This is a genomic window from Acetobacterium paludosum, assembly GCF_008086595.1.
Taxonomy (GTDB): Bacteria; Bacillota; Clostridia; order Eubacteriales; family Eubacteriaceae; genus Acetobacterium; species Acetobacterium paludosum.
Genome location: NZ_RXYA01000003.1, coordinates 199,751 through 220,954 on the forward strand (window position 1 = coordinate 199,751; position 21,204 = coordinate 220,954).

The 21,204-nt window shown below is 38.8% G+C and carries 14 protein-coding genes, 2 tRNA genes and 1 pseudogene; 6 read left to right on the top strand and 11 right to left on the bottom strand.

Going from position 1 to position 21,204, the window contains the following annotated elements; genetic code table 11:
* Positions 1 to 26 precede the first annotated feature (26 nt).
* Together FZC41_RS04515 and FZC41_RS04520 are read left to right on the top strand one after the other, a co-directional pair.
* A pseudogene (locus tag FZC41_RS04515) lies at positions 27 to 1,456 on the top strand (IS3 family transposase).
* A 57-nt stretch (positions 1,457 to 1,513) separates the two neighbouring features.
* Positions 1,514 to 1,762, top strand: a complete 249-nt coding sequence (locus tag FZC41_RS04520; RefSeq protein WP_148566202.1) for a hypothetical protein — start codon at positions 1,514 to 1,516, stop codon at positions 1,760 to 1,762.
* 96 nt (positions 1,763 to 1,858) lie between these two features.
* Here FZC41_RS04520 and FZC41_RS04525 read toward each other — a convergent pair whose 3' ends face one another.
* Positions 1,859 to 2,326, bottom strand: coding sequence for a hypothetical protein (locus FZC41_RS04525; protein ID WP_148566203.1), 468 nt, complete (start codon positions 2,324 to 2,326; stop codon positions 1,859 to 1,861).
* An 850-nt stretch (positions 2,327 to 3,176) separates the two neighbouring features.
* Between FZC41_RS04525 and FZC41_RS04530 the strand changes: the two genes are divergently transcribed.
* The 3 genes from FZC41_RS04530 (at position 3,177) to FZC41_RS04540 (ending at position 7,074) form a co-directional block, all read left to right on the top strand.
* Entirely contained in the window at positions 3,177 to 4,319 is a 1,143-nt protein-coding gene (locus FZC41_RS04530; RefSeq protein ID WP_205737057.1) for an SIR2 family protein, read from the top strand.
* Positions 4,312 to 6,162, top strand: coding sequence for an ATP-binding protein (locus tag FZC41_RS04535; protein WP_148566205.1), 1,851 nt, complete (start codon positions 4,312 to 4,314; stop codon positions 6,160 to 6,162). Before FZC41_RS04530 ends, FZC41_RS04535 begins: the two co-directional genes overlap by 8 nt.
* Before the next feature lie 309 nt (positions 6,163 to 6,471).
* Positions 6,472 to 7,074: a DUF4365 domain-containing protein gene (locus FZC41_RS04540; protein WP_170253846.1), complete on the top strand. Its 603-nt coding sequence runs from the start codon at positions 6,472 to 6,474 to the stop codon at positions 7,072 to 7,074.
* 348 nt (positions 7,075 to 7,422) lie between these two features.
* Here the strand turns inward: FZC41_RS04540 and FZC41_RS04545 are convergent, their stop codons facing one another.
* The 6 genes from FZC41_RS04545 to FZC41_RS04570 all read right to left on the bottom strand — a co-directional run bounded on the left by FZC41_RS04545 (position 7,423) and on the right by FZC41_RS04570 (position 15,193).
* The gene (locus tag FZC41_RS04545) at positions 7,423 to 10,389 is read right to left on the bottom strand and encodes a type III restriction-modification system endonuclease (RefSeq protein ID WP_148566207.1); all 2,967 of its coding nucleotides are present in this window, start codon (positions 10,387 to 10,389) and stop codon (positions 7,423 to 7,425) included.
* 1 nt (position 10,390) lies between these two features.
* The gene (locus tag FZC41_RS04550; RefSeq protein ID WP_148566208.1) at positions 10,391 to 12,277 is read right to left on the bottom strand and encodes a site-specific DNA-methyltransferase; all 1,887 of its coding nucleotides are present in this window, start codon (positions 12,275 to 12,277) and stop codon (positions 10,391 to 10,393) included.
* Positions 12,278 to 12,523: 246 nt separating this feature from the next.
* Positions 12,524 to 12,615, bottom strand: a tRNA-Ser gene (locus tag FZC41_RS04555).
* A gap of 45 nt (positions 12,616 to 12,660) precedes the next feature.
* Positions 12,661 to 12,749 (bottom strand) — tRNA-Ser (locus tag FZC41_RS04560).
* A gap of 94 nt (positions 12,750 to 12,843) precedes the next feature.
* Positions 12,844 to 13,905 carry a branched-chain amino acid aminotransferase gene (locus tag FZC41_RS04565; protein WP_148566209.1) on the bottom strand — a complete coding sequence of 354 codons (1,062 nt, stop codon included), beginning with the start codon at positions 13,903 to 13,905 and terminating at the stop codon, positions 12,844 to 12,846.
* A gap of 205 nt (positions 13,906 to 14,110) precedes the next feature.
* Positions 14,111 to 15,193, bottom strand: a complete 1,083-nt coding sequence (locus FZC41_RS04570; RefSeq protein ID WP_148566210.1) for a 3D domain-containing protein — start codon at positions 15,191 to 15,193, stop codon at positions 14,111 to 14,113.
* A 309-nt stretch (positions 15,194 to 15,502) separates the two neighbouring features.
* On the opposite strand from FZC41_RS04570, the gene mutY reads away from it, so the two are divergent.
* Complete coding sequence (gene mutY / locus FZC41_RS04575) at positions 15,503 to 16,621, top strand: A/G-specific adenine glycosylase (protein WP_148566211.1); 1,119 nt, start codon at positions 15,503 to 15,505, stop codon at positions 16,619 to 16,621.
* Positions 16,622 to 16,623: 2 nt separating this feature from the next.
* Here mutY and amrA read toward each other — a convergent pair whose 3' ends face one another.
* From amrA to FZC41_RS04595, 4 genes are all read right to left on the bottom strand, one after another.
* A complete protein-coding gene (amrA, locus tag FZC41_RS04580; RefSeq protein WP_243136651.1) occupies positions 16,624 to 18,060 on the bottom strand; it encodes an AmmeMemoRadiSam system protein A in 1,437 nt (478 codons plus the stop codon).
* A gap of 17 nt (positions 18,061 to 18,077) precedes the next feature.
* Entirely contained in the window at positions 18,078 to 19,367 is a 1,290-nt protein-coding gene (gene eno, locus FZC41_RS04585; protein WP_148566212.1) for a phosphopyruvate hydratase, read from the bottom strand.
* Positions 19,368 to 19,555: 188 nt separating this feature from the next.
* Positions 19,556 to 19,750 (bottom strand): DUF6440 family protein, encoded by a 195-nt coding sequence (locus FZC41_RS04590; protein ID WP_148566213.1) that lies wholly within the window; start codon positions 19,748 to 19,750, stop codon positions 19,556 to 19,558.
* Between the two features lie 123 nt (positions 19,751 to 19,873).
* Positions 19,874 to 21,112, bottom strand: a complete 1,239-nt coding sequence (locus FZC41_RS04595; RefSeq protein ID WP_148566214.1) for a phenylacetate--CoA ligase family protein — start codon at positions 21,110 to 21,112, stop codon at positions 19,874 to 19,876.
* Between the last annotated feature and the right edge of the window lie 92 nt (positions 21,113 to 21,204).

Consider the following 21,204-nt stretch of genomic DNA (forward strand, 5'->3'; position numbering starts at 1 on the left):
GTTTTTTCAAGTAGGATTCGTATGGTCTGTCAGAGCAAACTCTTTATAAATGGAAACGGCAGGCCAAAGAAAAAGGAGTGGTAATTCCTAAAACGAATACCAGCTCAGAGAACTGGGATCCTAAAGATAAATTTTATGTTGTTCTCGAAACCGCCACTTTAACCGAAATCGAACTTGCCGAATACTGTCGAAGTAAAGGTCTTTACGTTGAACAGGTCATTGCCTGGCGGGATGCCTGTATGCAGGCAAATGGCGGGGTTGCACAGGAAACCGCAACACTGCAACGCAATTTAAGAGATAAAGACAAAGTTTACAAACAGCTGCAAAAAGAACTCAACCGTAAAGAAAGAGCTTTGGCAGAAACAGCCGCACTTTTGGTTCTTCAAAAAAAGTGCCGAGCGATATGGGGGGAACCCGAGGACGAATGATCCTCCCTGCCGATCGCGCCATTGCCATCGCACTGATCCTGGAAGCCGTTACCGCTGGAGCCAGGGAGAAAAAAGCCTGTTGGATTATGGGGATTAGTCAACGCACCTTATTCCGCTGGAAAAAATGCCCTGAAGACCAGCGACCCCATGCCAAACATCCTGAACCCCAAAACAAGTTGACTCTCGAAGAAAAGCAAGTGATACTGGATCATATGAACAGTGATCGTTTTAAAAGCCAGCCACCCCGCCAAATGGTGCCGCAACTGGCTGATGAAGGGATTTACCTGGCCTCCGAGTCAACCATCTATCGCATTTTAAAAGAAGTCAAACAACAAAACCATCGCGGTCGCAGCGACCAGCCCGTCAAACGTACCGCAACCACCCATTGTGCAACTGGACCGAATCAAGTGTGGATGTGGGATATTACCTGGCTGAAAGGCCCCATTTCCGGGCAATTTTTCTATCTTTATCTGATTTTAGATCTTTACAGCCGCAAAATTGTTGGCTGGGAAATCTGGCCGGTGGAATCCGCCGAGCATGCCAGTACCCTGATGCGAAAAACCTGCTTATCCGAAAAATATACCGGACAGGCACCATTGGTGCTTCATTCAGACAATGGCAGCCCCATGAAAGGCGCAACCCTTTTGGAAACATTGTATCAATTGGGAATTACCGGCTCCAGAAGCCGACCCCGTGTCAGTAATGATAATGCCTATGCCGAATCGATTTTCAGAACATGCAAATATCGGCCGGATTACCCCTACAAAGGTTTCTTTGACATCAGCGAAGCTAGACAATGGGTATTGAAATTCGTCCATTGGTACAATCATGAACATCATCACAGTGGTCTTAATTTCCTTACGCCCAATCAGCGACATACCGGCATGGATGCCGTTATTTTTGAAAACCGGCAACGTGTTTATGAACAGGCAAAAGAAAAAAATCCGAATCGTTGGGCGCGACAGTGTCGGAAATGGGAACTTGATGTCACAGTTTTTCTCAATCCGGTTAAAAACAGAAGAGCATAAGTTAATGGATATTTCGACCACATAAGTTTGCAATATGTATAGTGAAAAAGTTGTAAAATGATGACAACTATCTTGACACACACCGTGCTTTTCCTTGCTCCTCTTGCCGGATTAATAGCCACCTTCATTGCTGAAAGAGTGATTGCATACGGACTCAATGTTTCTGCATCTGCCAGTATGGGCTATTACCTGTACCTGATTATTTCAATTGCCATGATCGCTGTTGGGTTCCTGCAGTATCAAAACATTCCTATGAGTAAAGATGGGGTTTTAAAATATATCAATAAAAAGACGGAGAGAAAATAGAAAGAATAGCAAAATCCCTAAAGACTGTTGAGTCTTTAGGGATCACTAAAATGCATTCACTTTGATAAAAATCCAGACTCCAATTCAGAAATCATATTATTTCTTATAATTGAATAAAAGCTTATCCCAAAGCTCCATAGCTTTCCCCTTCATCGCATTGCTATCTTTTAAAATCTGAATTTTAGGTTTGGCTCCTCCAGTTACAATAATTTCTTCATCTGGAACCTTCCAATTCACTCTTCTGCAATGCTGAACGTCCCATCCATATGCACCTACATTTCCAAATATGGGTTCATATTGATATTCCCCAACGACTTCTCCAACAGCTAATATTTGCCACGTCTTCATCTTTGACTTCATATGTTTAAGTACAAATATATCCCCAATCTGCACTTTTTCGGCAAATGTACCAATCTTATTACCATGTCCCATATTTTCATACTCATTCTTATGGTCAAAATAATCACCTAACTCCCCTGGTCCCATCAGAGCAACATTTAAATCAATAAAAACATCTCTCAAATTTGTTTCCCCATTACCATCTGATATCTGCCAATAATTCATTTTTTTCTCCTTAAAAAATATTTTTTTACTTTTCTATGCTTAGAGACGAATATACTTACTAAATTTGTCTCAATTTTGTGATATATTTTTTGTTGGATTTGATTATTCATGGCTGAATATAAGCCTGATCCTTTCGTTTGCTCTGATACTGCCTCTTTTCACAACTTTTTGTGTAGTGAATTCCAGCGAGTACGGCTATGAAAATGACCTTGTTTTAAATGGGCTCAATGTCCTTCTGGGATCGGAATTCACTGATGGCACCTTTGTTTCCGGTAGTTTCTTTGGCCTGGTCATGGTTTTGGCACCCATTTTTCTCATTGTCTGCAATTATGTGAATCAACTGACCAACATTAAGAAGCTCATGCTTTTCTTAGCTCCTCTTTCCGGGCTAATTGCTACCTTCATTTCTGAAAGAGCGATTGCATCCCCCAAGGACTTTGCTTCATTTTCCTTTGGAATTTTTTTTGGTTACTGTTTAATGGAAACATTGTATAATTGCTATATTTCATCTTTTGTCACAATGCTTTGTTTGAAAATTCATTACTCTTCGGGATACAAGGAAACTACCTTTACAAATAAAACTGATTCACAACATCAGGAGTTTCTTTATGCAAACGTTTTTTGCTCCCAACAATGTTTTTGCTGGTCATAATGGTTGTTTTCCGGGCTTGGATGATGCCAAATCAAGAAATCAAGGTAATTCAATAATGTCGCGTTAGATTATTGCATACCAATTTTTTATAAAACTCACATAGCTAGGTCAATAAATATGCTTTGTTTGCTATTTTTACTATATAGCTTTATAATAAAATTAGGATAAAGTGATAACTATGAAAAGGGGTTACATATTTTGGAAGAGAAAACCATTTGTTTCATTAAAGGTTCTCAAGAGCAACGGGTTGACATTGATTTTGTTAAAAAAGAATTATCCCAATATTTGCAAATAGAAAACTTAAACTTTTTAATCGGTTCAGGTTGTTCCAGTTATATTGAAAATGAACAAGAACATGCGATACCAACCATGTACTCTCTATATGAAAATTTTTTTAGTGAGAATTCATATTTTTCAATTGGTGGAATCAACGCTGAGCAAACATTTGAACATAATTTAGAAAGAATGTTAGATTTTATGATGGCAACAAAAATGGTAGATGCTCATATTCCTATTGAAATTGAAATAAGTGAAAAGATCCAAAAAGTAAAAGAATTTATCAGAAATAGCATTATTGCTGGATTAGGGAACAACGATGTATTAGCCTTGTATAAGTCTTTCTATTTAAAAACTATAAAGAAGACTAGAAAAGCACCGATCAATGTTTTCACTACTAATTACGATCTTTACAATGAAAAGGCTTTGGATGAACTGGGATTTTTTTATAATAATGGATTCACTGGAACTTATAACCGGAAATTCAACCCTCTTTGTTATAATTACGCTTATGTTGAAAACATGAATCTTAATAAAGATATTTGGCAAAGAATATCTAACTTTTACAACTTGTATAAAATTCACGGTTCTATCACATGGGTAAATATTGATGGGCAAATATATGAAAAGGATTATAATCACATTAAGCCTGAAGATTCTATTCTCATCTATCCTATCCCTTTAAAAGATAGAACTACATTAATGACACCTTATTCCGACTTATTCAGGAGTATGCAAGGCGCTCTGATGAATAACAATAGTTTATTAATAACATTAGGGTACAGTTTTGCTGATGATCACATCAACCGCTTAATTTTAAATGCTCTCGCTGTCCCAACTTTTAGATTGGTTGTTTTTGGTGAAGGTGAAAATATCGAAAAATTAAAAAAAATTGGGGATAACCGAATCACAATTATCAATTCTGAAGATAAAATACACTATTTCAATCGTTTTGTAATTGATCTTATGCCTGACATTCAGGATGAGGTACAAGAAAAATTTGAAATGATTGATGGGAATGAAGCTATCAAAATATTCGAGAATAATGTGATTTCCAATGAGTAGTCGAAATATTGGTAAATTAGTGACTGTGAGCAACCGATCAATAATTGCAGAAATGTATGACAACCTAGGTAACTACATAAACACATCGGATGGTATACGTTTTGTGGGAGAAATCAGTTCATATGTAACGATTGACGACATTGGAAGGAAAATTATTGCTGAAGTTATAGGTGTTGATGAAAAAACAAGTTCTACGTACGATAAAATGAGCAAGCCTAAAAGCGCCAAATTTATTTTTTTGAGTTTGATAGGCGAAATAATTAACGGTAAGTTTTTCTTTGGAGTTTCAAAAATGCCGTTAATTTTCTCAACGATTAGTATAATTACGGATCATGATTTAAGAATTATGTTGGAGATCGAATGCGATGACCAGATAGCTGACTTTATCTATGGAAAAACCCGTGCTATTTCTTTACCAATCGGACAGTCAGTTATTTTCCCTGACTATGATGTTAAGATAAACATTGATAATTTTTTTGGATTTCACTTTGCAATTTTTGGAAACACCGGATCGGGAAAATCAAATACAATGGCACAAATACTCCAAAGCATATTTAAAAAAACAGATTATTCTGCACGAGGGGCAAAGTTTATTATTTTAGATTCAAATGGAGAATATGAATCTGCATTTAAGGATATCAATCAAAGTAATAATCAGATTAATGCAAAGATGCTCTCAACTGATTATTATTCTACTGATGAACGCCTCGAAATTCCAGTATGGGCATTATCTGCCGATGATTGGGCCATTCTCTTACATGCTTCTGAAAAAACACAAATACCAATTATTAAGCGTGCCATTGACATTGCCCGAATTTTTTTTGATAAAACTAACCCCGACAATAAATTAAAAAACCATATCCTAAGTTGTACCATTTTGGGCGTATTGAACAGTTCTGATTCATCCCCTTCAAAAAGCGATAAACTAAAAGTCATTCTAGCAACATTTGGAACAGAAGAATTTAATTTGGATACTCGCTTAACCAATGGAAAAACAATTAGAGAAAGTCTAGCCACATCCTATGGACAAATTCCTCTAATAGAAACTCTATATGACCATTGCCAAATATATGAATACGTTGATATTAAAAATGAATTACAAGATCAACATTTAGTTGTATATGATTTAAATCAATTTGCTGAAGCTGTTTCATTTGCGGTTTTATACGAAGGCAGTATCAGTTCTCAAAGAATCCAAGAATATACATCTACTCTTGTAACTCGTTTAGAATCACTAAGAGATAGTGACCAAGGGCGTATTTTAACCAAAACATTGTTTACTGATATTGATTCATATGTCAGCAATTTAATTGGTGATCACCAAATATTAAACATTAACATCAGTAGTCTAGACGACTCCGCATGCGAAGTCGTTGCCAAAGTTTTATCAAAAATTATATTCGACTATTTAAGAAATCGCGCTAAAAAAGCTGATATGCCAATCAATTTAATTATTGAGGAAGCACATCGATTTATTAAAAACCAGAATATATATGGTGCCCTTGGTTATAATATTTTTGAACGAATTGCTAAAGAAGGTCGAAAGTTTGGTTTACTCTTGGGAATTTCATCTCAACGACCTAATGAACTTTCAAAAACTGTTGTATCACAATGTAGTAACTTCATCATCCATCGTGTTCAAAATCCCGATGATTTAACCTATATTTCCAGAATGGTACCATATATTAGTGAAGGTATTATTGATCGATTAACATATTTACAAACTGGTCATGCACTTGTTTTTGGATCAGCAATTAATATCCCGACCCTAACAAAATTCGAATTAGCTTCACCACCTACAGATAGTCATAATGCACGTATTTCTGAAAAATGGTACATATAAATATTATCCTGCCATATGTGTGACATTTTTCATTCTAAAAAATCGCTAATTTATCTGATCCTTTCGATTGCTCTGGTGTGGTCTCTTTTTACTACCTTTTGGCAATAGCTACTGCACTTTTTCAAAAATTTCTCCGCCACTACATAACTGTATGGTGGTAAGACCGACAACGAATCTGGTAGAAGCGAATACACAATAGAAAAACTACGATTGACGACGTTACTTACAGTTTTCGATCTGTTTTTGGTAGATAGGCTGTGGTATTATAAGCATGAGGTGCTAATTATGAAACGTACTGATTGAATAGGAGTGGGACATGTACAAACTATTGTTGATAGAGATCTCGGGTGGGTTTTTCGTGAACAAACAACAGATGATTATGGCATAGATGCTCACATCGAGATAGCGGATGATACATCCCCAAAAGGTATATTGATTGCTGTACAAATCAAGTCCGGCAAAAGCTATTTCGAAGAGCAAAACCATGAAGGTGTTGTTTTCAGATTTGATAGTAAACACGCAGATTATTGGCTAAATCATTCTTTGCCAGTTATAATCGTTCTTTTTAATCCGGAAACTCAAAAATGTATTTGGGAGAATTTGCAACAATGCGAAATCGACTTTACTTCAAACAACAGATGTAAAATCGTTATCCCATTTGACAAAGATTTTGACACAACCGCAAAGGTATACCTAAAAGAAGATGCTGACAAATTTTCCGTTGAAGATATTGTTAATAACTACAACCAAGCTATCTTTGACGATGAATCAGTCGATATATTTCCATTGAAGGCCTGCCCGTCTTGTGGAAAAGATACTTTGGATAATCAAGCATTTACCGATTATGAACATGATGAAATATATTACGTTATAAAGTGCAGCACCTGTAATTGGAGCGGCTGGACACAATAAAATAATTGTATCTGGCCACCGACACTTCCTTGTGGTTGTTTCCCCCGGAACCGGATAGCGCAGGCGTTATGCTGCTTGTTGCTTTGATTATCGCGGTATTGAGAGGCAAAGCGTTCTATACTTCAAAATCCTGAAACCAAAACACACTGTGAGGACAATACCGCCCTGACCGATTTTGATGTGCTGAACTTTGCCGACATAGACAACCACTTATCTATATAGAATCAGAGCAGGTGGTTAAGTAATCACAGTAATAATGTAAAACCCACCGTTCGTTTGGGTACTGGGAACTTACTTAAATAGAATTACTTATAAAAAATCAATTTTGCTGTAAATTCCGAAATTAGATTAACCAACTAATTTTTTTATCATTCTAACTATATCATCACTTTTAAGCTGTTTTTCAAATGATATGTTTAACCCATCATCCCGCATTGCTTTAAAGAAAACTTTTGCAGACTCAATTCGCATCTTTTCTTCACCCCTCAAGTTGCTTTGTTTTTTAACATCCTTGGTCTCAACAATAAAATTGACCACATAGTCTCCACTTCTTTTTTTCAGGATGTACATGAAGTCTGGGCTTGTTGTTCCTCCAAAATATAAAGGAACTTGAATGCTTTTTCGTGGAATTTTCCCAAACACAACCACTTCATCGATATTGCTTTTCTCAATAGTTTCACGTTCTTTAGGTGAATCATATACAAAACTATCGAACAGAAATTTAGAAGGAACTGTAAGGCTATCATCTTTCATAATACCAATTGCGCCTTGAACAATACAATCCTTCACATTGCCATCTAAATCAGTTAATGCAGTCTCTTTAGAATTAACCCCGAGTTTTTGATAACTAAACCGTTTCATGAAAGCCGTTTCCAACCATTCCTGGAACATTTCAATAAATTTATACAAAGTTGCTATATTGAAAAAATCTTTGGGTAAAGTTTTTTGCTTGTTTTTAACTACTAAACCCTGATGAATCATTTGTAAAGGTAGTCCCGTAGCTTTGTGAATTCGTTTCAAAAACTCATTGTAAGGCATTGTATCATTAAGCGTATGATAACCAGCAATCGCCTCTTTTATTTCAATTTTATTATCCCCTTTTTCAGTTCGACTCTCCTTCGCATAAACCATCTGCTTCTCATAGATATCTTTATCTAAAATGTCATTCACGCAATTCAAAAGCTCTTCCTCTGGAACTATATCAAGCTTCAAATAGTATTTCTGGTTAATCTTACTCCAAAGTTCCTTAAGTTCGCTAAAGCGCTTAGTACGAATTTTCACAGTACTATTCTTTCCTTTTGTTGTATCAATGACTTTGCCTTGCTGCAACCCAGTATTGAACTCAGGGAACTGATTCATCATTTCGTCACGTTTTCCTGGGACGATATTCAAATCCCTGTCAACGAATTCGTTCGTTAGCAATTGAGCAAACAAAATATTTTCAGAAATATTACGTTCTTTCGCAACTTTACTAAGCATTTCTTTGATACTTGTTGTATGGACATCAGCATTTATTTCATTTACTAAATAATCTGCAAAAGACTTTTCAGAAAAATCCACGAGATAGGTAAGATAAAACTGTTCCGTTGATATTCTATTTCCATATTCATCAACAGGAAGTCGCAAGCCACGTCCTACTTCCTGAAGTTTACTAATTTCACTTCCACTAGAACGGAGCTTTGTAATTTGGAATACATTCGGATTATCCCATCCTTCACGTAAAGTCCACTTTGAAAAGATAAATCTTCTCGTGTTCCAATTACCATATTCATCCTTGAAAGAAATTAATGATTCTTTATCTCTTAGGATTTCTTCCACTTCATCCTGAATATCAGCATCCGCTTTGGAATTATCCTCTGCAAAGTACCCACCATTCGTTTTTTTAATATCACACAGAGACGCATCCAAAAATTCTCTATACTGTTGCAAATTAGGATTTTTTGTCGCAGATGAATCAATTTCCCCTATCTCCTCTCTTAGCTTTTCACTTAATAACTCCTCTAATTTTATACGTAGTGTCCCATCGTTCTCATCTCCGCGATAAGAATAAATACTATCGATGAAGAATAAAGAAAGGGTCTTAATCTTATGACCACGAATGAAATTTGCCTTTTCTTGCTTAAAGTGGTTTTGTATGGCTTGCTTTAGCATCAATTCCTGATAAGTAGCTCCATAGATAGACGCGAAGATAATGTCTCCGCCCGAAAGCACATGACCATTTGAAAGCGTCACACCATTTTTAATATCCGGATCATCAGTCTTTCCGATAGCTTCCACTGTGATACCTGAAAAATTCTCATCAATATTACTTAAATAGTCTCCAACCACAAACGTTTGACTCTTTTTGGTCTTTTCATTTCGAAATACACAAGATTTAGGTTTACTAATAATTTTCATAAGCTTGATTTTCACATCATCTTCATTTGTGTTTTCCAAGGTCTGAACTGCAACTCCCTTTACCAAGGATTCATTAAAAGCCTCACAAGCTCCGAGATTGTAAACAGGATTGTTGTAGTCCTTTTCGTTTGTTTTACAAACATTTGGAAATGTTGCCCCAAAACGGATAATACACTGGGGATTTAGTTTTTCTAGGATACATTGATATGCTTTATTTTCTCTCCTAAATCGATGCGGCTCATCGATGATTACAATAGGTCTGGTCTCTTTCAAAGCATTATAGGGTTGCGTAAAAGAGCCATACAGAGTTTGATCATAATCATCTTTCTCCATTGTCTTTTTGGATAACAGCATGCTATCTGACATCAATAAAACGTTGAGACGATTTCTCTCCAAACGGCTACCACGAGCAAACTCTGCTATGCTTGATGGAAACATCTTTCTTCCTGATTTTTGCTGCTTTTGTGCATTTAGCACTGCCAATTTTAATGTCGAATTTGAATACAGATCCGCAAAATGCTTTTTTGAATACTTCGCTTCTATAAAGTTTCGTGTACCTTCTTTTATCGGCGTGGAAGGAACAAGCAAGATAAATTTGTTAAACCCATATCTCTTGTGAAGCTCATACATAAGTCTCGTATAAATGTATGTCTTACCTGTACCTGTCTCAAGTTTTGCATCAATTCCCAGAATTCCATCGTCAATTCTACGTTGCATATTCATAGGAATCGGATTTAATCCATCAATATCACCAACCCATAATTCATCTATATTTTCTATGATCTGTTTGTCATCCAAATTTATGATTGGGTTTTGATAGATGGGATTATTTGTTGATATCTGTACACCTTCAAAAACTTTGCAGATAGCACCTAGGCAATTTGTTTGATGCGGTAATATTTTTAGCTGAATCTCCATCCTAATATCTCTCGATCACATTTACATTTTTACTATTTCGCAAATTAAGAAAATTTTTCTTTAATTCATGAAGCACATTGAATGTAAGAGAATATGGATATATAACAATTCTAGAAATATTTAGCGTATTATCCTCTACCATCTTAATCAAATCCATAACATCTTCAGAGGTAATCCCCGGATCAATAATATAAAGACTATCCTGACATAGATCTACCGTATAAGTGTTTAGCTTAACTTTTTCTGTCTGGCATATTAATCCATAGCCATCTTGGTTTATCCATGTTGTTAAAATTGTAGCTCTTCCCGATGCTTCATCAAAAGAAAATCCTTCTGTCATATCTTCCATAATATAAGTAGAATGGGGATCAAATTCAACGATCTTATCAAGCCTATTTTTATCCGGCTCATTTAGCCGATAGAGCTTAAATCCATAATCAATATCAGAACCAGTCTCACTTTTGATTTTAATTGCTGCTTTTTCAATCCTAAATCTTCCAATTTCATCTATTGTACGATAAATCGCTTTATTTAAAGATTTTGATTCCTTTATTTTCTCTGGTAACTGAATTAAAATATACTTTCTATCGCCATTATCTTCAGCATTTAGCTTCATCACCGAATGAGCTGTCGTTGCAGATCCAGAGAAAAAATCCATTATTATAGAATCTCTATTAAGATTCGCAATTTTCATTAAATGTAATATTAATTTCGTTGGTTTTGGATCATTAAATGGAGAAAATCCAAATAAATCTTTAAGCTCTTCAACGGCTTCATGATTATGACCGCCCTCTTTATAACCTATTATTGTTCTTGGTACTATTCCTTCAGATTTTAGTTGAGATAAAAATGTTTTTCGAGATGGTATTGCGTCTCCATTTTTTCCAAACCATATTTCTTTATTTTCATCAAATTTAGCAAGTGTTTCTGATGAAAACCTTGCATAAGTTCCCTGCGGTGGTTTAAATGTTACTCCATTGTTAAAAGTATATGTAAAATCAGCAGAATTTTCTGACCCACTTTTTGCATGTAGAGGTGTTGCTTTCCAAGGACCGTTTGGATGATTATCAGGATTTGAATATGCCTTATCCATCTTTTCTGTCCTCGGAAGCCGTCCAATCTTAAATACATCTATATTTTTAGAGTAGCATAAGATATGATCATGATTATCCGAAAAAAATTGTGCATCATTAGCAATTGTATATTTCTTTTCCCAAATAAGATTTGCTAGAAAATTAATTTCCCCAAATATTTCGTCGCACAATAACTTAAGATTTGATTGTTCATTATCATCAATACTAATAAAAATGACACCATCCTCTTTTAATAAATCCCTTGCTAACATCAAACGTGGATACATGAACATTAACCAAGCTGAATGCGTGCTTTTTCCTGCAATTTCGATAATACGTTCCGCTTCATCGAGTTCGATACCAATGGTTTCTGCTAAATTCTCTTTTGTAAATTGAAAATTATCTGGATATATGAAACCATCTGAGCCCGTATTATAAGGAGGATCAATATAAATACATTTCACCTGGCCTGAATATGACTGAAGTAAATGTTTAATAGCATCTAAGTTATCACCTACAATATAGACATTTTCACTATTCTTGTTTATTTCTTTTGAATTGTGTCCCTCATCAGGTGTAATGACTGTCTCTGTATCTGTCGAAGTAAGGTATTTCGCATAGCTTTTACCTAAAAACTTTAGCTCATACCCTTCTTTTTCAACATCGACATATTCTGACTGCAACATTTCACTAAAGCGGTTGATGAGAAATTTTCCATTATTGTCAAAAAACTGAGGAAAATCAGCTCTAAGTTTGTTAACTTCTCGTGTATTTGATTTTGCCTTTAGGTTATTCAATAGTTGTTCTCTAATCATTTTTCCCCCTCACTCATAACATGAGCTAATTCGACTTACATTTATCATATGCTATCATGAATTTAATACTTTGTGTATATTTATCATCATTTCAAATTCTAATATTATTCCTTTGTCTAAAGTCTTTAAACTTTTGGCGAACCTACTATACATATGTGCTCCTACCAATTATAAAAATCTATAAAAAAACCTGCTACTTTACGTAACAGGTTCTATCTAACATCAATGTTGATGCGTAGTTCTTGGTGGCGGAGAAGGTGGGATTTGAACCCACGCACCGCGTAAACGGTCTATACCCTTAGCAGGGGCACCTCTTATAGCCACTTGAGTACTTCTCCAAAGGTAATAATAAATGTTATTACTATTCAATTTCAAGCATTTGATGGCCGAGAGGGTGGGATTCGAACCCACGTGGGCTTGCACCCTAACGGTTTTCAAGACCGCCCCGTTATGACCGCTTCGGTACCTCTCGCAATTCAAAATGCAAGATTAATATTACCAATGATTTCTAATATTGTCAAGTGTTTTTAAAGAAATTTTTCAAGTGGCTATTATTTTTTTTGTTTTTATATTTTTACAATCCAATTGAGTTGATCAGCGACATTGCCAGTTTGCATGCCATATAATGTATCATATATTTTTTGCGCATATTCGCCTATTTCACCGTTGTTAAATGTCATTTCGATGTCTTTCCAGCCTAATGTTCCAATCGGCGAAATAACTGCCGCTGTGCCCGTTGCAAAGGCTTCCTGGATTCTGCCTTGCTGATAGGCTTCATATAATTCGTCAATCGTGATGCGTCGTTCAGCAACTGTTTTTCCCCAATGTTTTAATAATTCGATCACACTCTTACGGGTAATCCCGGGTAAAATAGTCCCTGATAAAGATGGTGTCACAAAGACATCGTCAATCAGGAAGAATACATTACTGGTTCCGACTTCTTCAATGTATTTCCGTTCGACCCCGTCCAGCCAGAGAATCTGTTCAAATCCCTTGGTGCTGACTTTTTGTTGTGCCGCTAATCCGCCGGCATAATTACCGCCGCATTTGGCTTCGCCGGTGCCGCCGCGTACTGTTCGGGCATATTCGTCTTCTACATAAATCCGTTCCGGAGCCATTCCGCCTTTGTAATAGGAACCTACCGGCGACATAATAATCATAAATTTATATTGTTTGGAAACGCGAACACCAATAAATGGATCGGTCGCAAAAACAAAGGGCCGGATATAAAGCGAAGTCCCGGGAGAATTTGGAATCCAGTTTTCATCAAGTTTCACGAGTGTTTTTAAGGCCTCTAAGACAAAGTCTTCATCAATTTGCGGAATACACATCCGTTCATTGGAGCGGTTCATCCGTTTTAGGTTTTCCTGCGGTCTAAACAATTGGGTCTCGCCATTAGGGGTTTTATAGGCTTTTAATCCTTCAAATACCTCCTGGGCATAATGGAGCACCATTGATGATGGCATCAGTTCAATCGGGCCGTAGGGCATTATCGTTGCATCATGCCATCCGATTCCCTCGGTATAATCCATCATAAACATATGATCAGTAAAGTGCACCCCAAAAGCCAGCGCATCTTCCTTCGTCTTTTCTTTCAGGTTCGTTGTTTTAACAATTTTAATTTCCATGTTTTCCTCCAATATTCGCAAGTGGAAAAACCACTGTTTTAAATCATGAGAATAGTATACCCACTTCTGTATACAAAATACAAGTGGAAAATCATAGAATTGTGTTCTTTCTAAATACATGATTCAATCGATTGCTTTCGCGCATCTTTTACCGCCGCAAAAAATAAAGAAAACGATGGCTGAACCCATCGTTTTCCTACCTTGCTTAGTCTAGAAAATATATTTCAATGTTTTGTCTTCCCCAGGTGTTGCATTCATCCTGGCTGTTCTTATAAATATCAATGATGCCATACCCTACTGCACCGCCGCGGTCTTCTACTGTATAAACTCCGCCAAGGGCTGGAATATATACCTGGGTTCCAAATGGAACGCCATCCCAGGCAGCAATCGTTCGACCTTCCTGTGGTGCCAAACCTGAAGCAGTATTGCTTCCTGTTGCGGTATAAGCAGTCGCACTGACTGTCATCATCGTGCCTTTAAGGCTGTTATCCTGATCAACTTTCGCACTGCTGCTGGTACTCACCGTGCTGGATTCCACATTGACATCGCCGGTCACTGATTTAACCTGAACCTCATCCGGCATAACAATTGTCGTGGCTGGTCCCACTTCGATAATTTCTTCAACAATCGGGGTGATTTCTTGACTCTCAAGGACTTCCCGGCTGACTTCAACATCATTTTCAAATCGGATTCGCTCTTTAACATTGCTTTTTCCATTTTGACCAACCTGAACCACAACTCGTGTTCCGGTATCCAGGGCATCATTTACAATGATGCTTGCGGTCATGGGGATATCTTTAATCTCTGCTGATTCGACTACTTTCACTTGGGTTACCTTAATATCACCGGTGCTGATTGTCAGAGGCGTTTTTACCCCAGGTTCAACTCGATCGTCCGCATCAATTGCGATCCCATTTTCCTTAAGCAAATCACCGACGTTTTCTGCTCCGGAAAGATAAGCAATCGTTTTTGTACCCATGATAATGTTTCCGGAAATCTTTTTCTCAATTCTGACATTAATAACATCCTTGAAAAGCGTTGTTAATGGGCTGCTATATTTATATTCATCACTTGCCGGAAGATCATTTTTTACCAGCACTTCCCCTAGGGACTCAAGCAATTTTCCTTTGACCGTGTATTCTTCACCTTTGAAAGTAACCTGAACTTCTTTTTCAACGGTAAAAGCACTGGAGACACCCACAACGACAAGAAGAATTAAGGCAATAAAGCCAATTCTTACGCCGGGATATTTCTTGAAAAATTCCCCTGTTTCTCTCTTCGTATTCATAAATTATACCTTTCACTTGTCAACAATAGTTAAATAAAAGTTACACGTTTGTTACAGCAAGTCTATCATCCTACCCAGCCCATGTCAAGTTTTTTGTGCCTGTTGGCGGTCCAAAGGGAGACTTCATCCCAATTATAAACCATGTTTTCGCCCATTCCCATGCCATAATGGGGAATGGGGTAAATTTTTGTTTGCGCGTATTTTTTTATAAATTTGCGATATTTTCCATAATAAGCTAGTTTTTAGAAAAATGTTCTATACTATATGTTGTGCCTGCTTAATCATTTAATTTATACGAATGGAGAACATATGCTCAATACAACAAATAATAATCAACCGATTAAAATATTACAGCTTGAATTGCTCAGCTGGTTTGAAAACGCGAAAAGAAATCTGCCTTTTCGCCAGACGAAAGACCCCTATTCCATTTGGATTTCCGAAATCATGGCTCAACAAACCCAAATTGACACGCTTATTCCCTATTACAATCACTTTATCAGTCTCTTTCCCAATGTCGCTGCTCTCGCTGAGGCCTCGGAGGATGAAGTCATTAAAGCCTGGGAAGGTTTGGGGTATTATTCCCGCGCTCGAAATCTGCACCAGGCAGCAAAACGGATTGTATCTGAATACGGCGGAATTTTCCCGAAGCAATTTGCTCAGCTCATCAAACTACCGGGGATTGGTCCTTATACCGGCGGAGCGATTGCCAGTATTGCTTTTAATGAAAAAGTCAGTGCCGTGGATGGCAATGTTCTGCGGGTCATTAGCCGCTACTGCAATAGCTTTGATGACATTGGTGAAGCCAAAACAAAAAAAAAGGTGACCCAATGGGTCGAAACCATCTTGCCCGATGCTGCCGGCGATTTCAATGAAGCCCTGATGGATCTGGGTGCGGTTATCTGCAGCCCTCAAAGTCCCAAGTGTTTGATCTGTCCGATTCGGTTGGGTTGTCAAAGTTTCGCTTTTGGCACCACTGATCAAATCCCGGTAAAAAAGAAAAAGCAAAAACAACTCACAAAAAAAATGGAAGTGGGTATCGTCAAACAAAATGGCGCGTTCTTTTTTGTCAGACGGCTGGAATCCGGTCTTTTATCCGGGATGTGGTCCTTTCCTATTATTGAAGTCACAGAGGGCTCGGGAACGGACATTAAAAAAAAGCTCAGGTCGTATTTTCCTGAGCTTTCTGATCCGGTTCTGATCGGGCAGAGCCGTCATGTTTTCTCCCATATTATCTGGGAAATGTCCGTTTACGGCTTTGATTTAGGTAACATGGTTTGTGAAACTGCCGCTATCCCATATCATCCGAATCCTTCTGAATCATCTGAAAGCCAAACCCGCAGCACTCAATTCAAGGCTTTATCCGATATTGATGACTTAACCCTGCCGATCGCCTTTTCCAAACTTTTAGTCCTTTTAACCGATTTTTGAATTTACAAATGACGTTCTACCTGAAAGCGGTGCATGATAATATCGGTATCGCTTTCTAATAGACCGGCTTTCTTTTTAGCAATGGCGATCTGCTCTTCCGGGGTATTGACGCCTTCCAGATCCGGCAGCAGTAATCCCCTGTTTAGTCCTTTTTCGACAATAACCCCGTATTTTTTCGCATCTAATTCTGCTAGACTGGTTACCCGCTCCGGCGCTCCCAAAACATCCACACTGATTTCCAAATCTCTGAGTTCCGGTTCTTCAATTGGTAAAAAACGGGGATCGTAAGCCGACGCCTCGATGGCATTGCGGATAATTTCCTGGGCGATATTTTCGGTAACCGGTCCGGTTGTTCCAATACACCCTCTGAGCTCGCCATGTTTATGAATCGATACAAAAACCCCAGCCTGCTGATTTTCAAGTTCTTCCAGTGCTTTTGGATCAATTTTATTTTGTTTTTTATAATGCGCGAAATTTAGTTTTCTTCCGCGTTGCGCCCATGTATTGATGGTTGCCCGGGCGAGGGCTACAAACGGACCCTCATTGGTGCGTCGTTCTTTATAGGAAAGCATCCGCTCCTCATCGTAACGGTCAATTAAGCTGGGAATCGGCTCCTCTTTGAGTTCAATATAGGCCGCCATATAACCCACGCCAAATGGCCCTTCATAGGAAAATACCTCAGCTTCGGTATCGTAGCCGTCAATGGCACCCAATCCCATAATAATCGGTCGTAATCCGCATTGACCGGCCGGCTGGTAAACCTGGGGCGGAATAGTCAAAATGGAATAATAATTCTTCTGTTCAATTCCTGTGATGATATTTTCATCAAAAAGTGCACCCATGGGATTAAACGCATAGGGGCCTTCATCTTTTAGGCAATGGGAAAGATCCGCGGACACCAGGATCATCGCTTCTTTTCCCCGGGCTTCAATGGCTTCACGAATCACGGTACCCATTTCATATAACTCAATCAGGCTTAATTCCCCAATTGTAATATGAACAATTTTATAATTTTTATAATATTTTTCAATAAAATAAAGTGGCACCAGAACGCCATGATCGATGTTGAGTTCAATTTTGTATTCGTCGGCTGTCGTCTGATTTAAAAAGATGGTGTGACATTGATTTTTTGCGAAACTCATATTCAATTCATCTAAAAGCCCCATATCGCAGTCTTTTTCTAATGAATAACTGTCGTTTCCAAATTGTTTTAAATCACCTTTCATCTGTTGTTCATAAACTACGGCAACACCATCTCGGAAAACATTTCCATGTGGGGTAATGCAGACGATGACTTCTGGTTTTATCTCGGCAACTTTTAGTGATAAATCACGCAGTCCTCGAATCGTTTTTTCTGCTTCATGCTCTCTGCCGCCGCCAACTTCGGGTATCAAGACCGGCGGATGACAAGAAATTGCAATACCTTTTAAGTACATCATTTTTCACTTCCTTCTTGTTATTTTAAATTATAAAAGGCATCTTTGCCGGCATAAACGCCCAGCTGACCCAGCTGTTCTTCAATCCGCATCAGCTGATTGTATTTGGCCACCCGATCCGTTCTTGATGGCGCGCCTGTTTTTATCTGACCGGCATTAACGGCAACCACCAGATCCGCGATGGTCACGTCTTCGGTTTCTCCTGACCGATGCGATACAATGGCTGTATATCCGGCCCGTTTAGCCATTTCAATGGCATCCAGGGTTTCGGTCAGGGTGCCTATTTGATTTACTTTAATTAAAATCGAATTGCCGATACCTTCGTCAATCCCCCGTTGCAGCCGCTGCGTGTTGGTAACAAAAATATCGTCTCCGACCAGTTGGACTTTTTTGCCCAGCCGTTCGGTCATGGCTTTCCAGCCGTCCCAATCTTCTTCGTCTAAACCGTCTTCGATCGAAATGATTGGGTATTTTCCCAACAGTGCTTCATAAAAATCGACCATTTCCGCGGCCGTTTTTTCCACGCCTTCTCCTGCTAAGGTATATTTTTTTGTTTCGGCGTTATAAATTTCTGATGCCGCTACATCCATGGCCAGCTGTACATCTTCCCCAGGAACGTAACCGGCCTCTTCAATCGCCTGAACAATCACCTGCAGCGCTTCTTCATTGGAACTTAAATTCGGTGCGAAGCCGCCTTCATCCCCAACGGAAGTCGCTAAGCCTTTACTGCTTAATACCTTTTTTAATTGATGGAATATTTCCGCCCCCATGCGAACCGCTTCCTTGAAATCACTGGCGCCCACCGGCATGATCAGAAATTCCTGAATATCGACATTGTTATCGGCATGTTCGCCGCCGTTGATGATATTCATCATCGGGGTTGGCAATATTTTCGCGTTAATGCCGCCCAGATACCGGAATAACGGCATACCCAAGTATTTTGCAGCGGCATGAGCTGCCGCCATAGAAATCCCCAGAATAGCATTTGCGCCGAGTTTTCCTTTATTATCCGTTCCATCCAAGGCGATCAGTACCGCATCAATGGCCACCTGATCGGTAATGTCCATCCCGACCAGGTATTCCACCGTATAGGCGACATTGGCCACTGCTTTTTGAACGCCCTTTCCCTGATACCGGCTAATATCGCCATCGCGAAGTTCCACCGCTTCAAACGCACCGGTCGAGGCTCCTGATGGAACAATACTTCTGCCCATGGTTCCATCTTCACAATAGACATCCACTTCGATAGTGGGATTTCCCCGGGAATCTAATATTTCTCTTGCAATAATATCTTTAATATACGTAGCCATCTTTTTTCCTCCTGTTTTTTTCTTTCTATTCTACTATATACACCTAATTTAATGACTTAAACTTTTTCAGCTGAAAAAGCCACGCCACCCCAGTCGCGGCCGTTCACCGCGTCTCACCAGGTAAGTGGCAACCCACCAAGCAATAAAAAAACTCTGAAAAAGAAAACCTTCTTCAGAGTTTTTTCTATTTATTTTTCAGGGGCAACTACGGGTTCCCCATCCTCATCGATCAGTACCGTGAGTCCGCCGCCGAAATTGTCGTAATGGTATAAATAATTAATTCCGGTTTCTGTATCTTCGATGATCTTACACCCGGATGTTTCTCCTGTGGCTTCATTAACCACAATTTTAAATCGATTTTTCTTTTGCTTTTTTTCTTTCATTTCTATCCTTTTCTCCTCTTAAATCAAGTAGGCTTTTTCTATTATATACAATTCAGAATAAAAAATCAATTTATGAATACAAAATATCGAAACTATCTTAATCAGCTTCTACCAAACCATCGATCAGGCAAAACGATTGTCGATGATTCGGACACTTTTCTTCTCGGATCGAGGCAAGAATCCCATCGGACTTGCCACCGGGATGATACTTAAGCCAACCTGTGATTTAAATTGCCGTTTCACTTCATTTTCCGTGTTCTGCTTGTTATATCCGTCCTTGATTTCGAAATTCAAAAACACCCAATCCTTGCCGTCTTTGTGATCAACGGTAGCTAAATACTCGCTGCTGACGCCATCCACTTTTTTCAACAGCTCATCGATCTGTCCCGGATAAATATTCACGCCCTTGACCTTAACCATATCATCGGTTCGGCCAACAATGCGGTCATGCCGGGGATAGGGCGAGCCGCAGGGACAGGGACCGGGAATAAAGCGGGTAATGTCATGGGTCCGATAGCGCAATAGCGGTGCCCCTTCCTTTTTCAGCGTGGAAATAACCAGTTCTCCATAGCTTCCCATTGGCACCGGTTTAAGGGTTTCCGGGTCGATAATTTCAAAATAAAGATAATCGGTCCAGTAGTGCATGCCGTGATGCTCACTGCAATCAATGGAAATTCCCGGGCCATAGATTTCGGTCAATCCGTAAATGTCAAAAATCTCGATTCCCAATTCATCGGCGATGCGGTTGCGCATTTTTTCGCCCCAGCGCTCAGAACCGATGATGCCCTTCTTTAAATGCAGTTTGTCTGCCAGGTTTTGTTTGGCGACTTCTTCTGCTAACAGCAAGGCATAGGAAGAAGTTGAAGCCAACACCGTGGACTTCAGATCTACCATCATCTGCAGTTGCTTTTGGGTGTTCCCCGGGCCCATGGGAATGGCCATGGCGCCCATTTTTTCGGCTCCGGCCTGAAAGCCGATTCCGGCGGTCCAGAGACCGTATCCCGGGGTTATTTGAATGCGATCTTCCGTGGTCATTCCGGCATAGGCATAGCAGCGGCTGAACATGATGGCCCAATCTTCGACATCCTTGGCCGTATAGGGGATAATAACCGGCATCCCGGTGGTTCCCGAGGATGAATGAATGCGAACAACTTCGCTGTCCGGTACGGCTTGAAGCCCTAATGGATAGGCTTTTCTCAAATCGCCCTTGTCCGTAAATGGCAGTTTCTCAAAATCCTCCATGGTTTTTATATCATCCGCAACAATCCCTGCTTCTTTGAATTTTTGTTGATAAAACGAACTTTTATACTCTAACCGTTTTATTAATTCCTGTAAATTTCTCAGTGTTTCTGTTGTTTCCATCCGTCTTTGCCTCTTTCTCACGATATCAAAAAAGACTCATCCTGCTATTGTATAAAACAATAAAAGGATGAGTCATATTAACCCACGGTACC